A 20,014-nucleotide genomic window follows, 5' to 3' on the forward strand; every position below is an offset into this window, starting at 1 on the left:
GCGGCGCCCCGGGGGTGCTCCGTAGCGTCGGAGACATGCAGATCACGACCACCGAGATGGGCCTCGCCGCCCGCGTCCAGAACCTCACGAAGACCTACGGCGGCGGCGAGAACGCCGTCCGCGCGCTCGACGACGTCACCGTCGGCATCCGTCGTGGCGAGTTCACCGCCATCATGGGCCCGTCGGGCTCGGGCAAGTCGACGCTCATGCACATCATGGCCGGCCTCGATGCGCCGGCCTCCGGCTCGGTCTGGATCGGCGACACCGAGATCACCGGGCTCTCGGACGTCGAGCTGACCATCCTCCGCCGCCGGCGGGTCGGCTTCGTCTTCCAGTCGTTCAACCTCGTCCCGACCCTCGACGCGATCGGCAACATCCTGCTGCCCTTCGACCTCGATGGCCGGCGTCCCACGTCCCAGGAGAGGACGCGCATCGACGGCCTCGTCGCGACCCTCGGCCTCGGGCCGCGCCTGCGCCACCGTCCGCACCAACTGTCGGGCGGCCAGCAGCAGCGCGTCGCGATCGCCCGCGCCCTCGCGACGGCGCCCGACCTCGTCTTCGCCGACGAGCCCACGGGCAACCTCGACTCGCGGTCGGGTCGCGAGGTGCTGTCCCTCCTCGCCGCCGCCAGTCGCGAGCACGGTCAGTCGATCGCCATGGTCACCCACGACCCCGTGGCCGCGTCGTACGCCGACCGCGTGCTGTTCCTCGGCGACGGGCGCATCGTCGCCGACAAGCCCCGTCAGAGCGCCGAGCAGATCTCCGCTCACATGCTCAGCACCGAGGTGTCCGCGTGACCGCCCTCGCCCCGTCCGCCGTGCACACGATCGTCCCCGAACCCGCACGGACGTCGCGGTTCGCGTGGCTGCGCGAGCGCGGCATGGGCGCGACGATCCTCGTCTCGGCCATCTCGACGGCCTTCGGTGTCGTGCTCCTGTCGGCGACCGGGTACATCTCCCAGGCGTTCAGCTCGAACGCGGAATACGGCGGCTCCGGCACCATGGTTGCCGTCCTCGCGCTGCTGAGCGGGATCCTGCTCGCCGTCGCGGTCTACGTCGGCGCCATCGTGACCGCCAACACCTTCTCGACGATCATCGCGGGACGCACCCGCCGGATCGCCTTGATGCGTCTGATCGGAGCGACGGCTCGCTCCCAGCGCCGCGAGGTGGCGACGCAGGGGCTCATCGTCGGCGCGATCGGAGCAGTCGTCGGTCTCGTCACGACGACGCCCGCGGTCGTCCTCGCCCTTCCCCTGCTCGATGGCGCGCTCGACGCGACCTCCGACTGGTCACCGGTCCAGGCCGTCCTCGTCATCCCGGCGGTGGCCGTCGTGCTGACGACGTGGATCGCGGCGTGGTCGGGGTCGCGGCGGGTCCTCACGGTCACCCCGCTCGAGGCGCTGGGCGGCTCGGTCGAGCGCTCCCGGGAGGAGATCGCGGGAGCCCGCGGCCGCAAGGCGGGCGCCATCGTGCTCGGCGCCATCGGGGTGGTACTCCTCGTCGGCGGCATCCTGATCGGTCTCCTCAATCCCGTCGGCGTGCTGGTCGCCTTCTTCGGCGGCCTGTTCTCCTTCACCGCGGTCTCGATCAGTGCGGTGTCGGTCATGCCGCCGCTCCTGAAGGCGACGGGGCGTCTGTTCGGGACGTCGGTCACTGCGCGGCTGGCCGCGGAGAACGCCGTCCGCTACCCGGAGCGATCGAGTCGCATGGCCATCGGCGTCGTCATGGGCGTCGCGCTCGTCGTGATGTTCGCCGTCGCAGCGGAGTCGGTCAAATCCCTCGTCGCGGCGTCGAGCGGTGGAGAGCCGGATGCGGCCTTCAACGAGATGATCGACACCTTCTCGACGGTCATGATGTGCCTCGTCGCCGTCAGCGCGGTGATCGCCGCCGTCGGTCTCGTGAACCTCCTCACCATCGGCATCGTGCAGCGCAAGCGCGAACTCGGCCTGCTGCGGGCGCTCGGTCTCACGTCGGCGCAGATCCGCCGCATGGTGCTCATCGAGGCGGCGCACGTCACGGTGACCGCGCTTCTTTTCGGTCTCGTGCTGGGCGTTCTCTACGGCTGGGTCGCGGCGCAGTCGCTGCTCGGGTCGGTAGCCATGCCGCCGCTGTGGATGTCGCCGACCTTCGTCGCCCCCGCGATCCCGCTGCTCCCGGTGGCGATCGTGATCGTCGCGACCGCCACCCTCACGCTGGGCGCCGCCGTCGCACCGACGCGCATCGCGACTCGGACGGCACCCGTCGAGGCGCTCGCCGAGTGACCCCGTCGTCCCTCCGCGCGACCCGCCCGGGCCGCGCGGAGGGACGCATCCGTCGTCAGTGGTCCTCGGCGGCGGGCGGCTCGTACGACCACGTCGGTGCGAGTGAGCGCAGGCGCATGCCGCGGTACTGCCACGCGGCCCACAGGACGGGCCACAGCGGCAGGGCCGCGGCTCCGCCGATCGTGAGGCGGTCGCGCCAGAGCGTCCGCGCGGGATCACCCGGCAGCGGGCTCACCGCCATCTGGTGGTCCCAGACGTCGAGGGCGGCGAGCGCACCGGTCAGCGGGATGCCGCTGTCGCGGAAGATCCGCACCGGACCGTTCGTGTCCTCGGTGTACCGGTCGCTCGCGTGGATGAGCTGCTGGCCGGCGGGGATGATCCCGAGGGCGCGGATCTCGACCGGCACGTCGGTCCCCGGCTCGAACGAGGTCGGGAGCTCGCCGGCCATCGGCGCCATCGCGAGCAGCGGGCCGTAGAGCTCGGTGACCGCACGAGGCGAGTGGAGGGCTCGCCAGGCGGCATCCGCGGTGCAGTCGAGTTCGAGCTTCAAGAGGATCCGCATCGGACCACTCTCGCATTCCTCCGCGGCACTCGATACGTTGGGAGCGCTCCCACTCTCTCGGCGTCATCGTCGACCCCTCGGAAAGACCGCTATGCCTCTCGAACCCGCCATCGAATCCGGCGACCGCTCGCACACCCTGGCCCCCGTCGAGTCGGTCGCGCAGATCTCCTCGATGCTGCTCGACACCGATCCGACGCTCGATCCGGCCCTCGCCGAGAAGGCCCGGGTCGCCGCCGCCGAAGGCGTCGTCCTCCTGACGAACGACGGCACGCTTCCGCTGGGGAAGCGCCCGGTCGCCGTCTTCGGCCGTGTTCAGATCGACTGGTTCGCCGTCGGCTACGGCTCGGGCGGCGACGTGAAGGTGCCCTATATCTGGAACCTGCTGGCCGGTCTCCGCGACGCCGGTGTCCGCGTCGACGACGAGCTCGCGACGCGGTACTCGACGTGGTCCGCCGCGAATCGCCCCGCCTTCGCCGCCACGTGGGGCGAGTGGCCGCACCACTTCCCCGAGATGGCGATCGACGCGGCGGATGTCGCAGCCGCGGCATCCCGGGCGGACACGGCCGTCGTCGCGATCGGTCGCGCCGCCGGCGAAGCGCGCGACAGCATCCTCGAGCCCGGCAGCTACTACCTCACCGCCGACGAGAGGACGCTCCTCGACACCGTCACGGCGCACTTCTCGCGGACCGTCGTCGTCGTCGACGCAGGCAACGTCATGGACCTGTCGTGGGTCGCGGACTACGGCGACCGGATCGGCGCGGTCCTGTTCGCGTGGCAGGGCGGCATGGAGGGCGCTCGCGCCGTCGCCGGTGTGCTCGCGGGCGAGCAGGCGCCGAGCGGCAAGCTCACCGACACGATCGCACGCAGCTACGAGGACTACCCGAGCGCACCCAACTTCGGCCATCTCGACGTCAACGTCTACGCCGAGGACGTCTTCGTCGGCTACCGCTACTTCGAGACCTTCGCCCCCGACCGGGTGCTGTTCCCCTTCGGCCACGGGCTGTCGTACACGACGTTCGAGCTGACGACCGAGGCGACGACGGATGCCGCGGCCCTCCGCCTCGAGGTCGTCGTCACCAACACCGGCGACCGAGCCGGCAAGGAGGTCGTGCAGGTCTACACCGGGGCGCCCGACGGTGCCCTCGGCAAGCCGGCACGTCACCTCGCCGCCTTCGCCAAGACGCGTCTGCTCGCCCCCGGCGAGAGCGAGACGGTGCGCCTCGACGTGCATCTCGACGACCTCGCGTCGTACGACGACGGCGGGGCGGCAGGGCACCGGAGCGCGTGGGTCCTCGAGGCCGGTGCGTATCCCGTCTTCGTCGGGACCGATGTCCGCCGTGCGGCGGAGGTCGCCGCGTTCGAGGTGCCCGAGACGCAGGTCGTGCGGCACGCCGCCGAGGTCGCCGCGCCCGCCGACGCGTTCGATCGGCTCGTCCAGCGTCGCGGCGACGACGGTTCCGCCGTCGCCGCGCGCGAGCCCGTCCCTACGCGCACCGTCGCGCGCGCCGAGCGGGTGCTCGGATCGCTGCCGGCCGAGCTCGCGCCGACCGGGGACCGGGGCATCGATCTCGCTGACGTCGCACGCGGCGCGGCATCCCTCGACGACTTCGTCGCACAGCTCACCGACGAGGAGCTCTCGCTCCTCGCCCGCGGCGACGTCACGATGGACAGCCCGCTGGGTGCTCCCGGCAATGCGGGCGTGCTCGGCGGGGTCTCGGCGTCGCTGCGCGCGAAGGGCGTGTCGCCCGTCACGACGACGGACGGGCCGAGCGGCATCCGTCTGTCGGCGTACGCGTCGCTGCTCCCCTCGGGAACGGCGCTCGCGTCGACGTGGAACACGGCCCTCATCGAGGAGCTCGCCGCACTGCACGGACAGGAGATGCTCCGGAAGGGCTCCGACGTCCTGCTGAGCCCGGGCATGAACATCCACCGCGACCCGCTGTGCGGCCGCAACTTCGAGTACTTCAGCGAGGACCCGGTCGTCACCGGACGGATCGCCGCGGCGGTCGTGCGCGGGGTGCAGAGCACGGGACTGTCGGCATGCCCCAAGCACTTCGCCGCGAACAACCAGGAGACCAACCGCACCCGTAACGACTCGCGCGTCTCCGAGCGGGCGCTCCGCGAGATCTATCTGCGCGGGTTCGAGATCTGCGTCCGCGAGGCCGCTCCCCGCACGATCATGACGTCCTACAACCAGATCAACGGCGTGTGGGCGCACTACCACCACGACCTCGCCACCGTCGTCCTCCGGGACGAGTGGGGCTACGAGGGGGTCGTCATCACCGACTGGTGGATCGAGAATGCCGTCGACCCGGACTTCCCCGCCCTCGAGGACAACGCCTACCGCGTCCGTGCGCAGGTCGACGTCCTCATGCCGGGCGGTGTGAAACGGGATGCCGCGCCTCAAGCGCAGGCCGACACGACGATCCTCGACTCCCTCGCCCGTGAAGGCGGGATCACCCGCGGCGAACTCCAGCGGACGGCCCGGAACGTCCTCGGTCTCGTCATCTCGCTGAAGCCGATCGTCGACGCTCGTACGCTGGAGGGATGACCGCGAGCCCGTTCGATCAGTCCCGCTACCAGCTGCGTTTCGACTGGGGGCGGGACGGGCTGACCCGTCTCGCGCCCGCGGACGTCGTCGTCGTCGTCGACGTGCTGAGGTTCTCGTCGACGGTGTCGGCGCGGGTCGCGGGCGGCGAGACGGTGGCCCACGACGAGGCCGCCCACGCCGTGTCGCGCAACGGCGCGGCCGTCGCCTCGGCTGCCGCGGCGACGGGCGCCGTCGTGTTCCTCGGGAGCCTGCGCAATGCCACCGCCGTCGCGCAGGCGGTGCTCGCCGAGCAGAACCGCCGCGCGGCCCGCACGAGCGTGAGCATCATCGCCGCCGGCGAGCTGAACGGGCCGGGGGATGCCGCGGTCCTGCGCTTCTCCGTCGAGGATCAGCTCGGTGCCGGGGCGGTCTTCGCGGCGCTCGAGGCGATCGGCCTCGACCACTCCTCGCCGGAGGCCGCAGCGGCATCCGAGGCGTTCCGTGGTCTGCGATCCGCGGTCCGCCACCTCCTCACGGCGAGCGGCTCGGGACAGGAGCTCCTCGACGCCGGTCGTCGCGACGAGGTGCTCGCCGCCGCGGTCCACGACGCCGATGAGACGGTCCCCGTCCTCCGCGACGGCGTGTGGCGCGCCTACGAGGCGATCAACGCGGAGTGAGGGCCTCGCGCCGGGTCGCGGCGGTGATCTCGCGCCGCCGCCAGGTGATCAGGTGGCGCTCATCGAACGTCGGCGCGCACCGCGCGCACGAGGTCGCCCGTGTCGCCTTGCGGTGACGGTACGCGACGTGTCCGGCGGGACACACGCCGACCCAGGGCGCGAGCTCCGTGGCCGTCTCGCCGCGGTGGGTGACGCCGCCCGTGTAGCCGAGCGACCGCGCGACGCGCTTCCACTCGGCGCCGTGCCCCGCGGCCGAGCCCGCGATCGCGTGGGCGATCTCGTGCAGGATCGTCTGCCGGTTCGTCTCGGCGTCGTACCGGGCGGCGAGATAGCGCGAGAGCGTGATGCGCTTGCGCAGATAGTCGCACGCGCCGGCACGGCGTTTGGCGTTGTCGTACGCGAAGCTCCACGAGTCGTCGAGCAGCTGCCGCAGCAGTGACTCCGCCTCGCGGCGCACGTCGATGAGGTCGCTCATGCCAGCACGATAGGACGCAGGTACGACACTCGGGCCGATGGCCTCAGCCGGCGACCGTCGTGCTGTTGCGACGTCGGTCGACGGCGTCGATGGCGAGCAGCGTCGACTCGAGCTGATCCTCGGGAGCACCCGCCTCCTGCCGCAGGAACAGCGCCTTCTTGAAGTCGGCGCGCGCCGCGGCGTCGTCGTGTGCGTCGAAGTGGACCTTGCCGCGGTGCTGGCAGCCGAAAGCGGCGACCGCCGACCACCCCTGCCCCTCGGCCTCCTCGACGCACGTATTCAGCTCGTGGATCGCGGCGGCGTATGCGCCGCGGAACTGCTGGACGGTGGCGTGCAGCATCCGGGCGCGCAGCAGGTCCTTGCGGGTGCCCGCCATCCGGGCGAGGCGCACCGACTCCTCCGAGACGACGAGCGCCTCGTCGAGGCGGCCCAGCACCTTCAGCAGCCAGACCTTCTCGAGCATGGCGGCCAGACTCCGCTGGCCGCCGAGTTCGGTGAGCCGGGTCTGGCATTCGTCGAGGTCGACGATCTCTCGGAGTGTCTCCGGGTCGTACCCCTTGATGAAGCCCACAGCTGTTCCTTCCGACCCCGCGACGTGTGTCTCCAGTGTCGCCGCGCCTCGCCCGGAATGGGCTGAGGGCGCGCCGCGCGTCGTGGCCTCAGCGGTCGAAGACGGATGCCGCCGGCTTCGGCGACGGGGTGGAATCGGCATCCGTCATGATCCGCGCATCGCGCGCGAACGCCTCGAGCTCGGCGCCGTGGGCGACCTTCGCGGGGTGGGGGCCGGCTGCCATCAGACGGGGGAGCCAGTCCATGGGCAGCGGCGACGGGGAGGCGGCGATCACGATGTTGCCGAACCGGCCGCTCTTGAGGGTGCCCACCTCGGCGAGGATCACGACGTGCTCCAGCACGGAGCGGACGGTCGCCACCTGACGCCGCGCGAAGGCGAGTCCGCTGCCGTCGGCGATGTTGACGAGAAGGATGCCGGCCGGCGCCAGCAGCCCCGCGAGGATGCGGTAGTACTCGACGCTCGTGATGTGAGCGGGCGTCTGCGCCCCCGCGAACACGTCCGAGACGACGAGGTCCACCTTGCCGACGATGCCCGGGGGGAGGCGTCCCGCGACGTCGCGGGCGTCGCCGATCCGCACGCGCAGCTGGCCGGTGCGCGGCAGCGGCAGGTGCTCGCGCACGAGGTCGACGAGCGCCTGCTCGAGTTCGATGACCTGCTGCCGCGACCCCGGTCGGGTGTGCTCGACGTAGCGGGGGAGGGTCATGGCGCCCGCGCCGAGGTGCACCGCGGTGAGGGGTTCCCCCGGCATCCCGATCTGGTCGATCACGGCGCCCATGCGGGCGATGTACTCGAAGTGCAGGTGGGACGGATCGTCGAGGTCGACGTGCGATTGGGGGGTCGTTTCGACGACCAGTTCCCAGCCCCCGGCGAAGCGGCTCGGGATGATGCGCGCCTGTCGCCCGTCGGAGAGCTTCGCCGCGGGCGGGTCGATGGGGTCGCGGGAACGGGCCATCCGACTACGGTAGCCCGCAGGAAGAAACACGATCGAGATACAGCTGTAATCGCTTACCGGCAGTGCGGACGGTAGCGTCAGCCGCATCCCTTCGGCAGCGCCGCCCCCGTGGCGTGCCGCCGACGAGCCCCATCGGAAGGTGCACAGCAATGCTCCCCATTTCCCGGAAGCGGGTGTTCGCGGCCGCCGCGACGCTCGCCATCGGTGCGCTCGCGCTCAGCGCGTGCGCCAGCCAGCGCGGCGGCGACGACAACGCGGAAGGACCCGCGGACGTCGACGGCACGTTCGTCTTCGCGGCCTCGTCCGACCCGCTCGGCCTCGACCCCGCCTTCGCACAGGACGGTGAGACGTTCCGCGTCTCGCGCCAGATCTTCGAGGGTCTCGTGGGCACCAAGCCCGGCACGCCCGACCCCGCGCCGCTCCTCGCCGAGTCGTGGGAGACGTCGGACGACTCCCTCTCGTACACGTTCGCGCTGAAGAAGGACGTCACGTTCCAGGACGGCACTCCGTTCAACGCCGAGGCCGTCTGCTACAACTTCGACCGCTGGTACAACTGGGAGGGCCCCGCCGCCAGCGAGGCGCTCGGCTACTACTACAACAAGCTCTTCAAGGGATACGCCTCGAGCCCCGACGCGGCTGTGTTCGATTCGTGCACTGCCGACGGTGACCTGTCGGCCACCGTCAAGCTGAAGAAGCCCTTCGCCGGCTTCGTCGCCGCGCTGTCGCTGCCCGCCTTCTCCATGCAGTCGCCGAAAGCGCTCGAGGAGTACAAGGCCGACGAGGTCGGCGGCACCGCCGAGTCTCCCGAGCTCACGGAGTACGCCACGAGCCACCCGGTCGGCACCGGTCCCTACAAGTTCGACGAGTGGGCCCGCGGCGAGCAGGTCACCCTCAGCGCCTACGACGACTACTGGGGCGACAAGGGCCAGGTCGACAAGATCATCTTCCGCACGATCAAAGACCCCACCGCGCGCCGCCAGGCACTCGAGTCCGGCTCGATCGACGGCTACGACCTGGTGGGCCCCGCCGACACCGGCGCGCTCGAGAAGGCCGGCTTCACCATGGTCTCGCGCCCGCCGTTCACGATCCTGTACCTCGCCTTCAACCAGGCGGTCAAGGAACTGCAGGACCCGAAGGTCCGCGAGGCGCTCTCGTACGCCGTCGACAAGGACGCACTCATCTCGCAGGTCCTCCCCGAGGGCACCGAGAAGGCGACCCAGTTCATGCCCCAGAGCGTCAACGGCTGGAACGCCGACGTCACGACGTACGACTACGACCCCGAGAAGGCCAAGGCTCTCCTGGCCGAAGCCGGTTACACCGAGGCCAACCCGCTGAAGCTGACGTTCAACTACCCGGTCAACGTCTCGCGTCCCTACATGCCGGACCCCGAGCAGATCTTCACGGTGCTGTCGTCGCAGCTGAAGGCCGTCGGAGTCGAGGCCACCCCGAAGTCCGACGAATGGGGTGAATACCTCGACCGCATCACGGCCGGCACGGATCACGGCATCCACCTGCTCGGCTGGACCGGTGACTACAACGACACCGACAACTTCCTCGGCGTCTTCTTCGGTCAGAAGTCGGCGGAGTGGGGCTTCGACAACCCCCAGCTCTTCACCGACCTCAGCGACGCCCGTGGTGTCGCGGACCTCGACGAGCAGACGAAGCTGTACTCCGACATCAGCGAAGAGGTCGCCGAGTTCATCCCCGGCGTCCCGCTCGCTCACCCGGCTCCGACGCTGGCCTTCGACTCCCGGGTCGAGAGCTACCCGGCGAGCCCCGTGAACGATGAGGTGTTCAACCAGATCGTCCTCACGAAGTAAGCCGATCGAGGCGGCTCCGGCCGTCTGACCGGTGCGGGGCGGGAAGACCTCCCGCCCCGCACCGACCTCCACGAAAGCGACACCCGTGCTGCGAACCATCGGCAAAAGGCTCCTGCTGCTGATCCCCACCCTCCTCGGCCTGAGCATCCTGCTCTTCTGGTGGGTCCGAACCCTTCCCGGCGGTCCCGCCCAGGCGCTCCTGGGCGAGAAGGCCACCCCCGAAGCCGTCGCTCGCATCAACGAGCTCTACGGCTTCGACCGTCCTCTCATCGAGCAGTACGCCACCTGGATCGGGCGTCTGCTCAGCGGCGACTTCGGCAACTCGTTGCAGACGAGTCAGCCCGTGGTCGACGAGTTCCTGCGCCGGTTCCCGGCGACCATCGAGCTCTCGGTCGCAGCACTCATCATCGCCGTCGGCATCGGGGTTCCACTCGGCTACTGGGCCGCACGGCGCCACGGCAAGGCCGCCGACAACACCGCGGTCGTCTTCAGCTTGCTCGGCATCGTCGTCCCGGTGTTCTTCCTGGCATTCATCCTCAAGTACGTGTTCGCGGTCCAGCTGGGCTGGCTCCCGTCAGAGGGTCGCCAGGACCCGCGCATCGACGCGACGCACTACACGAACTTCTACGTCTTCGACGGCCTGATCACCGGTGAATTCGACGCCGCGTGGGACACCATCCTGCACCTGATCCTGCCGGCCGTCGCGCTCGGCACGATCCCTCTGGCGATCATCGTGCGCATCACCCGGGCATCCGTCCTCGAAGTGCAGAACGCCGACTACGTCCGCACCGGCAAGGCGAAGGGCGTGCCGGGCTCTCTGCTGCGCAACCGATTCATCCTGCGGAACGCCATGCTCCCCGTCATCACGACGATCGGTCTGCAGGCGGGTCTGCTGCTGTCTGGGGCGATCCTCACCGAGACGGTCTTCGCGTTCCCCGGTATCGGGTCGTTCCTGTCCGGTGCGATCTTCGCCCGCGACTTCGCCGTCCTGCAGGGCTTCATCATCTTCATCGCGATCGTCTACGCGCTCATCAACCTGCTCGTCGACGTCTCGTACAGCCTGATCGACCCGAGAGTGAGGGTCTCATGAGCACCGTCCTTCCCCCCGCAGCCGGCGGCAGCGCCGCTGATGACTCCACCGTCGCCGTGCTCACCGCGGGCACCGGCGGCGCCCCGCGCGGCGGCTTCTGGCACGACGTCTTCCGCCGCCTGCGACGAAGCCCCACCGCGTGGGTGGGCCTGGCGATCGTTCTGCTGTTCGTCGTGGTCGCCCTCCTCGCTCCCGTGCTCGCGCCGTACCCCGAGACCGACCTCCCCGGCGCACGGGACATCACCCCGACGTACATCCCCGGGCCCGGTGAGATCGCCGCGTTCCCGCTCGGCCTCGACCGCTTCGGCGGCGACGTGGTGTCGAAGCTCATCTGGGGAGCCCAGGCATCCCTCCTCATCGGCGTCGTGTCGACGGCCTACGGTCTCATCGGCGGGATGCTGCTGGGCCTCGTCGCCGGCACGTTCGGCGGCTGGGTCGACAACGTCATCATGCGCCTCGTCGACATCCTGCTGTCGGTGCCGAGCCTGCTGCTGGCGGTCTCGATCGCCGCGATCCTCGGCCAGAACCAGAACTCGGTCATGATCGCCATCGGTGTCGCGCAGGTGCCGATCTTCGCGCGCCTGCTGCGCGCCTCGATGCTGCAGCAACGCTCGGCCGACTACGTCCTCTCAGCGCAGACCCTCGGCCTCGGACGCGGACGCATCACCATGACCCACGTCCTTCCGAACGCGGTCGGGCCGGTCATCGTTCAGGGCACGCTGTCGCTCGCGACGGCCGTCATCGACGCGGCGGCGCTGTCGTTCCTCGGCCTCGGCGGCGGGCGCCCCGAGACAGCGGAGTGGGGGCGCATGCTCACCTACGCGCAGGCCGAACTCGCCATCGCGCCGTGGCTCGCGTTCCTGCCCGGCATCTGCATCGCCATCACCGCGCTCGGCTTCACACTGTTCGGCGAGGCCTTGCGCGAGGCCATGGATCCGCGGACCCGCGGGCGCTGACCATGAGCCGGCGGGTGCTCCTCGTCGTGATCGTGCTGCTCGTCGTCGTGGTCGTCGCGCTGTTCGCGGGATACGGCGCGGGCTGTTTGGGCAACGCCGCCGTTCCGTGAGCAAGGGTGGGACGGTGTGCCGTATTCAGTCCCTACGACGAGCCACCGGGGCGCCCACTGCACGATTCCGGGCCTGCGGCTGACGCGCGGTGGTGCGGGGACTGAATACGGAACGTGGACGGGACCCGCCTCGGCGGGTCAGACGGCGATGTCGAGCTCGTTGCCGGGGATCGAGGAGAGCAGGTTGCGCGTGTACGGGTCGCGCGGGTTGGTGAAGATCTCTTCGCTCGAGGCAGCCTCGACGAGCGCGCCGTCCTTCATGACGCAGACGTAGTCGCTGATCAGCCGCACGACGGCGAGGTCGTGCGAGATGAAGAGGTAGCTGAGGCCGTACTCGGTCTGCAGGTCGCGCAGCAGTGTCAGGATCTGGTCCTGCACGAGCACGTCGAGCGCCGAGACCGGCTCGTCGCAGACGATGAGCTCGGGCGAGAGCGCGAGGGCGCGCGCGATCGCGACGCGCTGACGCTGACCGCCCGAGAGCTCCGACGGGTACCGACGCAGCGCCGATTCGGGCAGGGCGACGTCGTCGAGGAGCTTCCGCACCCGGGCCGCACGGTCCTTCGCGGACCCCCGGTGGTAGAAGTCGAGCGGCTCCTGGACGATGCGCTCGATCGTGAACATGGGGTTCAGCGACGAGTACGGGTCCTGGAAGATCGGCTGCACCTTCTGGCGGAACTCGCGCAGCTGACGTCCCTTGAGGGATGCCACGTCCGTGCCGTCGTAGCGGATGACACCCTCCGTGGGGTCCACGACCTTCAGCAGCATCCGCGCGGTCGTCGTCTTGCCCGAGCCGGACTCGCCGACGATCGCGACGGTCTCGCCGCGCGGGATCGAGAACGACACGTCCTTGACTGCGGCGAAGTCCTCTTTCTGACCGCGGACGTTGTAGAGCTTGGTGAGCCCCTCGACCTCGACGATGTTGTCGACCGGCTTGGGTGCGGCATCCGGAGTCGGCGCGCTGAAGGCCTCGGGGCGCAACCGCGCGACGGCGACCGATGGCGCCGCCTGGACAAGGGACTGCGTGTAGGGATGCTGCGGGTCCTCGAGGATCTGTCGTGCCGGACCCTGCTCGACGATGCGTCCGCGGTGCATGACGACGACGCGCGCGGCGCGCTCTGCGGCGAGCCCCAGGTCGTGCGTGATGAGGAGGACCGAGGTGCCGAGCTCGGTGGTCATACGCCCGAGCTGGTCGAGGATCGTCTTCTGAACCGTCACATCGAGCGCGCTCGTGGGCTCGTCGGCGATGAGCAGGCGCGGGTTGCAGGCGAGGCCGATCGCGATGAGTGCGCGCTGGCGCATGCCGCCCGAGAACTCGTGCGGGTACTGCTTCGCGCGGTCCTCGGCGTTCGGGAGGCCCGCGGCGGCGAGGGTCTCGACGACCTTGCGGTCGACGTCCTTCTTGGTGGCCAGACCGTGGGCGAGCAGCGTCTCGGCGACCTGCGTGCCGATCCTCGACGTCGGGTTGAGGTTCGACATCGGGTCCTGCGGGACGAGCCCGATCTGGGCGCCGCGGACGCCGCGCATCGTCGACTCGGAAGCGCCGACGAGCTCCTGGCCGTCGAGGCGGATGCTGCCCTCCGCGATGCGGCCGTTGCCGGCGAGCAGCCCGATCACGGCCATCGCCGTCGTCGACTTGCCCGAGCCGGACTCGCCGACGATCGCGACGGTCTCACCGGCGGCGAGGTCGAGGTCGACGCCCTCGACCGCCCGCACGGAACCGTCGATGGTCTGGAACTCGACGGCGAGGTCGCGGACCTGCAGGAGGGGCGCGCCGGCGGCGGGGGAGGTCTGGAAGGGCATTCTCCCATCCTGCCCTCCGCCCGTCGCCTGCGCACGGGTGGATCGCCCGGCTTTACCCAGCCGTAACGACGCGGGGGTGTTCAGCCGTCGTGGCGTGCGCCCTCGGAGGGCCGGACCGTGAAGACGTGCGGCTCGATGTGGCCCGCGGCGGCGAAGGCCGCCAGCATCGCCTCGCGCACCGCGGGCACGGCATCACGGTCGATGAGGGCGATCGCCGAGCCGCCGAATCCGCCGCCGGTCATGCGGGCGCCGACGGCACCGTTCTCGCGCGCGGTCTCGACGGCGAGGTCGAGTTCGGGCACCGAGATCTCGAAGTCGTCGCGCATCGAGGCGTGCGAGGCGTAGAGCAGGTCGCCGATCGCGCGCGGTCCCTGCTCGCGCAGGGTGCGGACGGTGTCGAGCACGCGCTGGTTCTCGGTGACGACGTGGCGCACGCGGCGGTAGGTGTTCTCGTCGACGAGCTCCTCGACGCGGGGCAGCTGGTCGACCCGCACGTCGCGGAGCGCCGGGACGTTCATCGCCTCGGCGCCGCGCTCGCACGCCGCGCGGCGCTCGCCGTAGCCGCCCGTCGAGTGGGCGTGGGCGACGCGGGTGTCGATCACCATGAGCTCGAGTCCGGCGGCGTCGAAGCCGAGTTCTACCACCTGGGCGTCAAGGCTCCGGCAGTCGAGGAAGGTGCCGGCATCCGTCTCACCGAGCATCGACGCCATCTGGTCCATGATCCCGGTCGGCGCGCCGACGGCTTCGTTCTCGGCGCGGCGTCCCGCCTGCGCGAGGGCGATGCGGTCGAGGCCGAGCTCCCACACGTCGTTCAGGGCCGAACCCGTCGCACCCTCGATGGCCGCGGACGACGAGAGTCCGGCGCCGACGGGGACGTCCGAGGCGAACGCGAGGTCGACACCGGTGACGGATGCCGCATCCGTCCCGGTCGCCTGCAGCAGCGCCCACGCGACTCCGAGCGGATAGCGGGCCCACTCGACGACCTCGTCGCGGCGCGCGGGGAAGAGCGCGTCGAGATCGGCGAGGTCGACCTCGACCGGCGTCTCGTCGAAGGTCGACACGACGCGGATGCGGCCGTCCGTGCGGCGGCCGAGCGCGACGTGCGTGCGGTGCGGCGTCGCGAACGGGAAGACGAAGCCGTCGTTGTAGTCGGTGTGCTCGCCGATCAGGTTGACGCGACCGGGCGCCGACCAGAGGCCGACGGGCGCCGAGCCGGTGAGAGTGGAGAAGAGGCCCTGGGCCTCGTCGGCAGCGGTCACAGCGTGACTCCTTCGATGGCGGTGCGGAGGCGCGCGGCGGCGTCCTCCGGGGGGACGTCGCCGATCCAGGCGCCCATGGCGGCTTCGGATCCGGCGAGGAACTTGAGCTTGTCGGCGGCGCGACGCGGGCTCGTCAGCTGCAGGCTGAGGCGCACGGTGTCACGGCCGACGTGGACGGGCGCCTGGTGCCAGGCGGCGATGTAGGGCGTCTCGGACTCGTAGAGCGCGTCGACTCCGCGCAGCAGGCGCAGGTACAGCGGGGCGAGTTCGTCCTTCTCTTCGCCGGTCAGGCCGGCGAAGTCGGCGACGTGGCGGTGCGGGAGCATGTGGATCTCGAGCGGCCAGCGGGCGGCGAACGGCACGAACGCGGTCCAGTGCTCGCCGCGGAGGAGGACGCGGGGCCCGGCCTGCTCGAACTCGAGGATGCGCTGGAACAGATCGGGGGCGGTCCGATCGATCGAGTCGAGCAGGCGGGTCGTCCGGGGCGTGACGTAGGGGTAGGCGTAGATCTGCCCGTGCGGGTGCTGCAGGGTCACGCCGATGGCCTCGCCGCGGTTCTCGAACGGGAAGACCTGCTCGATGCCGGGGAGGGCCGAGAGGGCCGCGGTGCGGTCGGCCCACGCCTCGATGACGGTGCGAGCACGTGTCACGGACTGCGTGCCGAACGAGCCGGTGCGCTCGGGAGAGAAGCAGACGACCTCGGTGCGGCCGACGCTCGTGCGGGTGCGGCCGAGGCCGAGGTGCGTGAGGTCGTCGAGGCCGCGCGGCGGGTCGATCGCCGCGGGCACGTCGTCCGTGGCCTCGGCGAGGGCGGGCCCGAACGACGGCGACTTGTTCTCGAAGACGGCGACGTCGTACACCGACGGGATCTCGGAAGGGTTCGTATCGGTCTGCGGCGCGAGCGGGTCGAGCTCGGCGGGCGGCAGGAACGCGCGGTTCTGCCGGTTCGCGGCGACCGAGACCCAGTCGCCGGTGAGGATGTCCTGCCGCATCGTGGCGGTCTCGGGCCGCCCACCCAGGTCACGGGTGTCGACGGCGCGGTCGGCGCCGAGGGTCGTCCCGGGATCGTCGAAGTAGATCAGCTCGCGGCCGTCGGCCAGGCGGGTGCTGCGCTTGACGACGCCGGCGCCGAGATCGCTCGTCTCGGCGGGGGCGTGCGTCGGCGTGCCGTTCTCCGGTGTGTTCACGTCAACACGGTAGCCGAACGGCTATGTTATCGTCAACATCACGCGAGCCTCCGGAGATCAGCGCGCATTCGCGGGAGCGAGATCCGGGGCGGGAGGGGATGCCGTGCAGCGACGCGTCTCAATGGCCGACGTGGCCGCGGCTGCCGGCGTCTCGGGGCAGACCGTCTCACGCGTCGTCAACGGCAGCCCGCGCGTCGACCCCGAGACCCGCACCCGCGTCGAGGCCGCGATGGCGGACCTCGGCTATCGACCCCACCGCGCCGCGCGGACCCTGCGCACCGGGCGCTCGGGCACGATCGGCGTGATCGTGGCGACCCTCGCGACCGTCGGCAACTCGCGGATGCTCGAGGCCGTGGCATCCGCCGCCGCCCGTCGCGAACTCGCGGTCACCCTCGTCGCCCTCACCGGGCCCGCCGACATCGCCGCCGCGTTCGACCGCCTGCACGACCTCGGCGTCGACGGCGCGATCGTGCTCAACGAGGCGACGGCGATCGCCGAGGGCGTCACGCGGCCCGAGGGTCTCGCCCTCGTCGCGGTCGACTCGCCCGGCGGAGGGTTCGCGACGGTCCAGTCCGATCACGCGGGAGGCGCCGAGGCGGCCACCCGACGGTTGCGGGATGCCGGGCGCCGGACGATCGCGCACGTCGCCGGCCCCGCGGGCTCCTTCGCGGCGGACGAACGCGAGCGCGGCTGGCGCGCGGCGCACGACGGTGCGCGCGTGCCCGAACCGCTGCGGGGGGACTGGGGCGCGGCATCCGGTCACGCGGCGGGCCGGGCGCTCGCGGCGGATCCTGCCGTGGACGCCGTCTTCGCCGCGAACGACCAGATGGCGCTCGGAGTGCTGCGCGCGCTCGCGGAGGCCGGTCGCGACGACGTCGCCGTCATCGGGTTCGACGATGTGGCGGATGCCGCCGACTACCGCCCGCCGCTGACCACAGTCCGGCAGGACTTCACGGCACTCGGCGAGGCCGCCGTCGCCGCACTGGCGGCGACGCTGGACGGCGCGCCCGCGACGCGGACCGTCGTCCCGACGACGCTCATCGCCCGCGCATCGGGCTGACGCGGGCGACCGGGAAGAGCGGTCAGCCGGCGTTGCGGCGGGCTTCCCAGCTGCTCTGCACCATCTCGTCGAGGGTGTAGCGCATCTGCCAGTCCAGGTCGCGGGCGGCGAGCTCGCCGGTGGCGACGATGCGGTCGGGGTCGCCGGCGCGGCGGGGGGCGATCTCGGGTGTGAAGTCGATGCCGGTGACGCGGGCGACGGCATCCATGATCTCGCGGACCGACAGACCGTTCTGCGACCCCAGGTTGTAGGCGGGCTCGACCGGCTCGCCGGCGCTCAGGCGCTGAGCGGCGACGACGTGCGCTGCGGCGATGTCCGACACATGGACGTAGTCGCGGACGTTCGTGCCGTCGGGGGTGTCGTAGTCGTCGCCGTTGATGCGCGGCGTCTTGCCCTCGATGAGCATCTCGAACACGATCGGGAACAGGTTGTGCGGGCTCATGTCGTACACGGACGGGTCTCCCGAGCCGACGACGTTGAAGTACCGCAGGGCCGTGTGGCGCAGGGGCGAATCGGATGCCGCCGTGGCGACGCCCTGCGCGGCGAGGAGCCACTCGCCGATGAGCTTCGACTCCCCGTAGGGCGAGGCGGGACGCTTGGGCAGATCCTCGGTCACGAGCGCCACGTCGGGGGTGCCGTACACGGCGGCGCTGGAGGAGAACACGATGCTCGAGACACCGGCATCCGCCATCGCCGCGAGGACGACGCGCGTGCCCTCGACGTTCTGCTCGTAGGTGTGGAGGGGGCGCTGCACCGAGACTCCCGCGTACTTGAAGCCGGCGACGTGGATGACACCCTCGGCGCCGTGCTCGCGCAGGGTGTTCGCGACGAGCTCGCGGTCGAGGATCGTGCCCTGGACGAAGGGCACTCCCTCGGGGACGAACGAGGCGTCCCCGCTCGAGAGGTCGTCGAGGACGACCGGGTCGAGACCCGCCTCGGCGAGAGCGCGGACGATGTGCGCGCCGATGTACCCGGCGCCTCCGGTGACGAGCCAACTCATGATCCCGAGCCTACTGGCGCGGGACCGGCCGACCGGACGTCAGGAACCCAGCGCCGCGGGCCTCACGAACCCAGCGCTGCGGCGACGACCTTCCGAGCCTCCTCCTGCACCTGCGCGAGGTGCTCGGGGCCCTTCAGGCTCTCGGCGTAGAGCTTGTACACGTCCTCGGTGCCCGAGGGGCGCGCGGCGAACCAGGCGAACTCGGTCTGCACCTTGAGGCCGCCGATCGCGGCACCGTTGCCCGGGGCATGCGACAGCTTCGCCGTCACCGGGTCGCCGGCGAGTTCGCTCGCCGACACGGCGTCGCCCGACAGCTTCGACAGCGCAGCCTTCTGCTCGGGAGAGGCGGGGGCGTCGACGCGCTGATAAGCGGATGCCCCGAACTCGGCCTCGAGCTCGGCGTAGCGCTGCGAGGGGGTCTTGCCCGTGACTGCGAGGATCTCGGCGGCGAGCAGGCACAGCAGGATGCCGTCCTTGTCGGTCGTCCAGACCGTGCCGTCCTTGCGGAGGAACGAGGCGCCGGCCGACTCCTCGCCGCCGAAGGCGACGGAGCCGTCGAGGAGCCCCGGGACGAACCACTTGAACCCGACGGGGACTTCGAGAAGGGTCCGACCGAGGGACGCGGCGACGCGGTCGATGATCATCGAGGAGACGAGGGTCTTGCCGATCGCGGCATCCTGCGGCCATCCCTCGCGGTGCGCGTACAGGTAGTCGATCGCGACGGCGAGGAAGTGGTTCGGGTTCATGAGGCCGGCGTCGGGCGTGACGATGCCGTGGCGGTCGGCGTCGGCGTCGTTGCCCGTCAGGATGTCGAACTCGTCGCGGCGGGCGACGAGGGAGGCCATCGCCGAGGGCGAGGACGGATCCATTCGGATCTTCTCGTCCCAGTCGAGCGTCATGAACCTCCACGTCGGGTCGACCTCGGGGTTCACGACCGTCAGGTCGAGGCCGTAGCGCTCGCCGATGAGGGCCCAGTACTCGACCGAGGCGCCGCCGAGCGGGTCGGCGCCGATCCGGACGCCCGCGCGGGCGATCGCCTCGACGTCGATGATCGAGGCGAGGTCGGCGACGTAGCCCTCGCGGAAGTCGTACTCGCCGAGGGTCGAGTCGTCGATGTCCGCGTGGCGGACCCGCTTGACGCCCTCGAGGCCCGCCTCGATGAGCTCGTTCGCGCGGTCGGCGATCCAGCCGGTCGCGTCGGTGTCGGCCGGGCCGCCGTGCGGCGGGTTGTACTTGAACCCGCCGTCGCGCGGCGGGTTGTGCGAGGGGGTGACGACGATGCCGTCGGCACGACCGGCATCCGCCTCGTCCCGTCCCCGGTTGTAGGTGAGGATCGCGTGGCTGAGGGCCGGCGTCGGCACCCAGGAGTCGCGGCTGTCGACGCGCACGTCGACGCCGTTCGCGACGAGGACCTCGATCGCGGTGTGCTCCGCGGGCAGCGAGAGTCCGTGCGTGTCGCGACCGAGGAAGAGAGGACCCGAGATGCCCTGCGCGGCGCGGTAGTCGACGATGGCCTGCGTCGTGGCGAGGATGTGGACCTCGTTGAAGCTGCGCGACAGTGAGGAGCCGCGGTGGCCGCTCGTGCCGAACGCGACCCGTTGGGCGGCGACGGCGGGGTCGGGCTTCAGGTCGTAGTACGCGTTGATCAGCGCGTCCACATCGATGAGATCAGAGGATTCGGCGGGCTGTCCTGCGCGGCTCATCC

17 protein-coding genes are annotated in these 20,014 nt (G+C 71.0%); 8 read left to right on the forward strand and 9 right to left on the reverse strand.

Going from position 1 to position 20,014, the window contains the following annotated elements; translation table 11 throughout:
• Positions 1–35 precede the first annotated feature (35 nt).
• Positions 36–797 carry an ABC transporter ATP-binding protein gene (locus tag MRBLMI1x_RS04690; protein ID WP_311858819.1) on the forward strand — a complete coding sequence of 254 codons (762 nt, stop codon included), beginning with the start codon at positions 36–38 and terminating at the stop codon, positions 795–797.
• Positions 794–2,260: an FtsX-like permease family protein gene (locus MRBLMI1x_RS04695; protein ID WP_363456608.1), complete on the forward strand. Its 1,467-nt coding sequence runs from the start codon at positions 794–796 to the stop codon at positions 2,258–2,260. The genes MRBLMI1x_RS04690 and MRBLMI1x_RS04695 overlap by 4 nt, the downstream gene beginning before the upstream one ends.
• 55 nt (positions 2,261–2,315) lie before the next feature.
• Here the strand turns inward: MRBLMI1x_RS04695 and MRBLMI1x_RS04700 are convergent, their stop codons facing one another.
• On the reverse strand, positions 2,316–2,822 hold the full coding sequence (locus MRBLMI1x_RS04700) for a hypothetical protein (protein WP_020097899.1): 507 nt from the start codon (positions 2,820–2,822) through the stop codon (positions 2,316–2,318).
• Positions 2,823–2,913: 91 nt separating this feature from the next.
• Here MRBLMI1x_RS04700 and MRBLMI1x_RS04705 point away from each other — a divergent pair, with 91 nt between their 5' ends.
• Together MRBLMI1x_RS04705 and MRBLMI1x_RS04710 are read left to right on the forward strand one after the other, a co-directional pair.
• Positions 2,914–5,373: a glycoside hydrolase family 3 protein gene (locus tag MRBLMI1x_RS04705; protein WP_363456611.1), complete on the forward strand. Its 2,460-nt coding sequence runs from the start codon at positions 2,914–2,916 to the stop codon at positions 5,371–5,373.
• Positions 5,370–6,029, forward strand: a complete 660-nt coding sequence (locus MRBLMI1x_RS04710) for a 2-phosphosulfolactate phosphatase (RefSeq protein WP_020097901.1) — start codon at positions 5,370–5,372, stop codon at positions 6,027–6,029. The genes MRBLMI1x_RS04705 and MRBLMI1x_RS04710 overlap by 4 nt, the downstream gene beginning before the upstream one ends.
• Here MRBLMI1x_RS04710 and MRBLMI1x_RS04715 read toward each other — a convergent pair.
• From MRBLMI1x_RS04715 to MRBLMI1x_RS04725, 3 genes are all read right to left on the reverse strand, one after another.
• Complete coding sequence (locus tag MRBLMI1x_RS04715) at positions 6,016–6,504, reverse strand: SprT-like domain-containing protein (RefSeq protein WP_018185607.1); 489 nt, start codon at positions 6,502–6,504, stop codon at positions 6,016–6,018. The genes MRBLMI1x_RS04710 and MRBLMI1x_RS04715 overlap by 14 nt on opposite strands.
• A gap of 43 nt (positions 6,505–6,547) precedes the next feature.
• Positions 6,548–7,075 (reverse strand): hypothetical protein, encoded by a 528-nt coding sequence (locus tag MRBLMI1x_RS04720; RefSeq protein ID WP_363456616.1) that lies wholly within the window; start codon positions 7,073–7,075, stop codon positions 6,548–6,550.
• 88 nt (positions 7,076–7,163) lie between these two features.
• The gene (locus MRBLMI1x_RS04725) at positions 7,164–8,027 is read right to left on the reverse strand and encodes a spermidine synthase (RefSeq protein WP_363456619.1); all 864 of its coding nucleotides are present in this window, start codon (positions 8,025–8,027) and stop codon (positions 7,164–7,166) included.
• 149 nt (positions 8,028–8,176) lie between these two features.
• Between MRBLMI1x_RS04725 and MRBLMI1x_RS04730 the strand changes: the two genes are divergently transcribed.
• The 3 genes from MRBLMI1x_RS04730 (at position 8,177) to MRBLMI1x_RS04740 (ending at position 11,893) form a co-directional block, all read left to right on the forward strand.
• Positions 8,177–9,847 (forward strand): ABC transporter substrate-binding protein, encoded by a 1,671-nt coding sequence (locus MRBLMI1x_RS04730; protein WP_336125866.1) that lies wholly within the window; start codon positions 8,177–8,179, stop codon positions 9,845–9,847.
• Between the two features lie 85 nt (positions 9,848–9,932).
• Positions 9,933–10,937 carry an ABC transporter permease gene (locus MRBLMI1x_RS04735; protein ID WP_363456623.1) on the forward strand — a complete coding sequence of 335 codons (1,005 nt, stop codon included), beginning with the start codon at positions 9,933–9,935 and terminating at the stop codon, positions 10,935–10,937.
• Positions 10,934–11,893, forward strand: a complete 960-nt coding sequence (locus MRBLMI1x_RS04740; RefSeq protein ID WP_020097904.1) for an ABC transporter permease — start codon at positions 10,934–10,936, stop codon at positions 11,891–11,893. Before MRBLMI1x_RS04735 ends, MRBLMI1x_RS04740 begins: the two co-directional genes overlap by 4 nt.
• Before the next feature lie 248 nt (positions 11,894–12,141).
• Here the strand turns inward: MRBLMI1x_RS04740 and MRBLMI1x_RS04745 are convergent, their stop codons facing one another.
• The 3 genes from MRBLMI1x_RS04745 to galT form a co-directional block, all read right to left on the reverse strand.
• Complete coding sequence (locus tag MRBLMI1x_RS04745; RefSeq protein WP_363456628.1) at positions 12,142–13,803, reverse strand: ABC transporter ATP-binding protein; 1,662 nt, start codon at positions 13,801–13,803, stop codon at positions 12,142–12,144.
• Between the two features lie 80 nt (positions 13,804–13,883).
• Positions 13,884–15,062, reverse strand: coding sequence for a galactokinase (galK, locus tag MRBLMI1x_RS04750; RefSeq protein WP_363456631.1), 1,179 nt, complete (start codon positions 15,060–15,062; stop codon positions 13,884–13,886).
• Positions 15,059–16,249, reverse strand: coding sequence for a galactose-1-phosphate uridylyltransferase (gene galT / locus MRBLMI1x_RS04755; RefSeq protein ID WP_018185598.1), 1,191 nt, complete (start codon positions 16,247–16,249; stop codon positions 15,059–15,061). The genes galK and galT overlap by 4 nt, the downstream gene beginning before the upstream one ends.
• A 121-nt stretch (positions 16,250–16,370) precedes the next feature.
• On the opposite strand from galT, the gene MRBLMI1x_RS04760 reads away from it, so the two are divergent.
• Entirely contained in the window at positions 16,371–17,309 is a 939-nt protein-coding gene (locus tag MRBLMI1x_RS04760; protein ID WP_311858837.1) for a LacI family DNA-binding transcriptional regulator, read from the forward strand.
• A gap of 22 nt (positions 17,310–17,331) precedes the next feature.
• On the opposite strand, the gene galE is transcribed toward MRBLMI1x_RS04760, so the two are convergent.
• Positions 17,332–18,309 carry a UDP-glucose 4-epimerase GalE gene (gene galE, locus MRBLMI1x_RS04765; protein ID WP_363456635.1) on the reverse strand — a complete coding sequence of 326 codons (978 nt, stop codon included), beginning with the start codon at positions 18,307–18,309 and terminating at the stop codon, positions 17,332–17,334.
• 62 nt (positions 18,310–18,371) lie between these two features.
• On the reverse strand, positions 18,372–20,012 hold the full coding sequence (gene pgm / locus MRBLMI1x_RS04770; RefSeq protein WP_363456638.1) for a phosphoglucomutase (alpha-D-glucose-1,6-bisphosphate-dependent): 1,641 nt from the start codon (positions 20,010–20,012) through the stop codon (positions 18,372–18,374).
• Positions 20,013–20,014: the final 2 nt, after the last annotated feature.

The organism is Microbacterium sp. LMI1x-1-1.1 (genome assembly GCF_040676205.1).
GTDB lineage: Bacteria > Actinomycetota > Actinomycetes > Actinomycetales > Microbacteriaceae > Microbacterium > Microbacterium aquilitoris.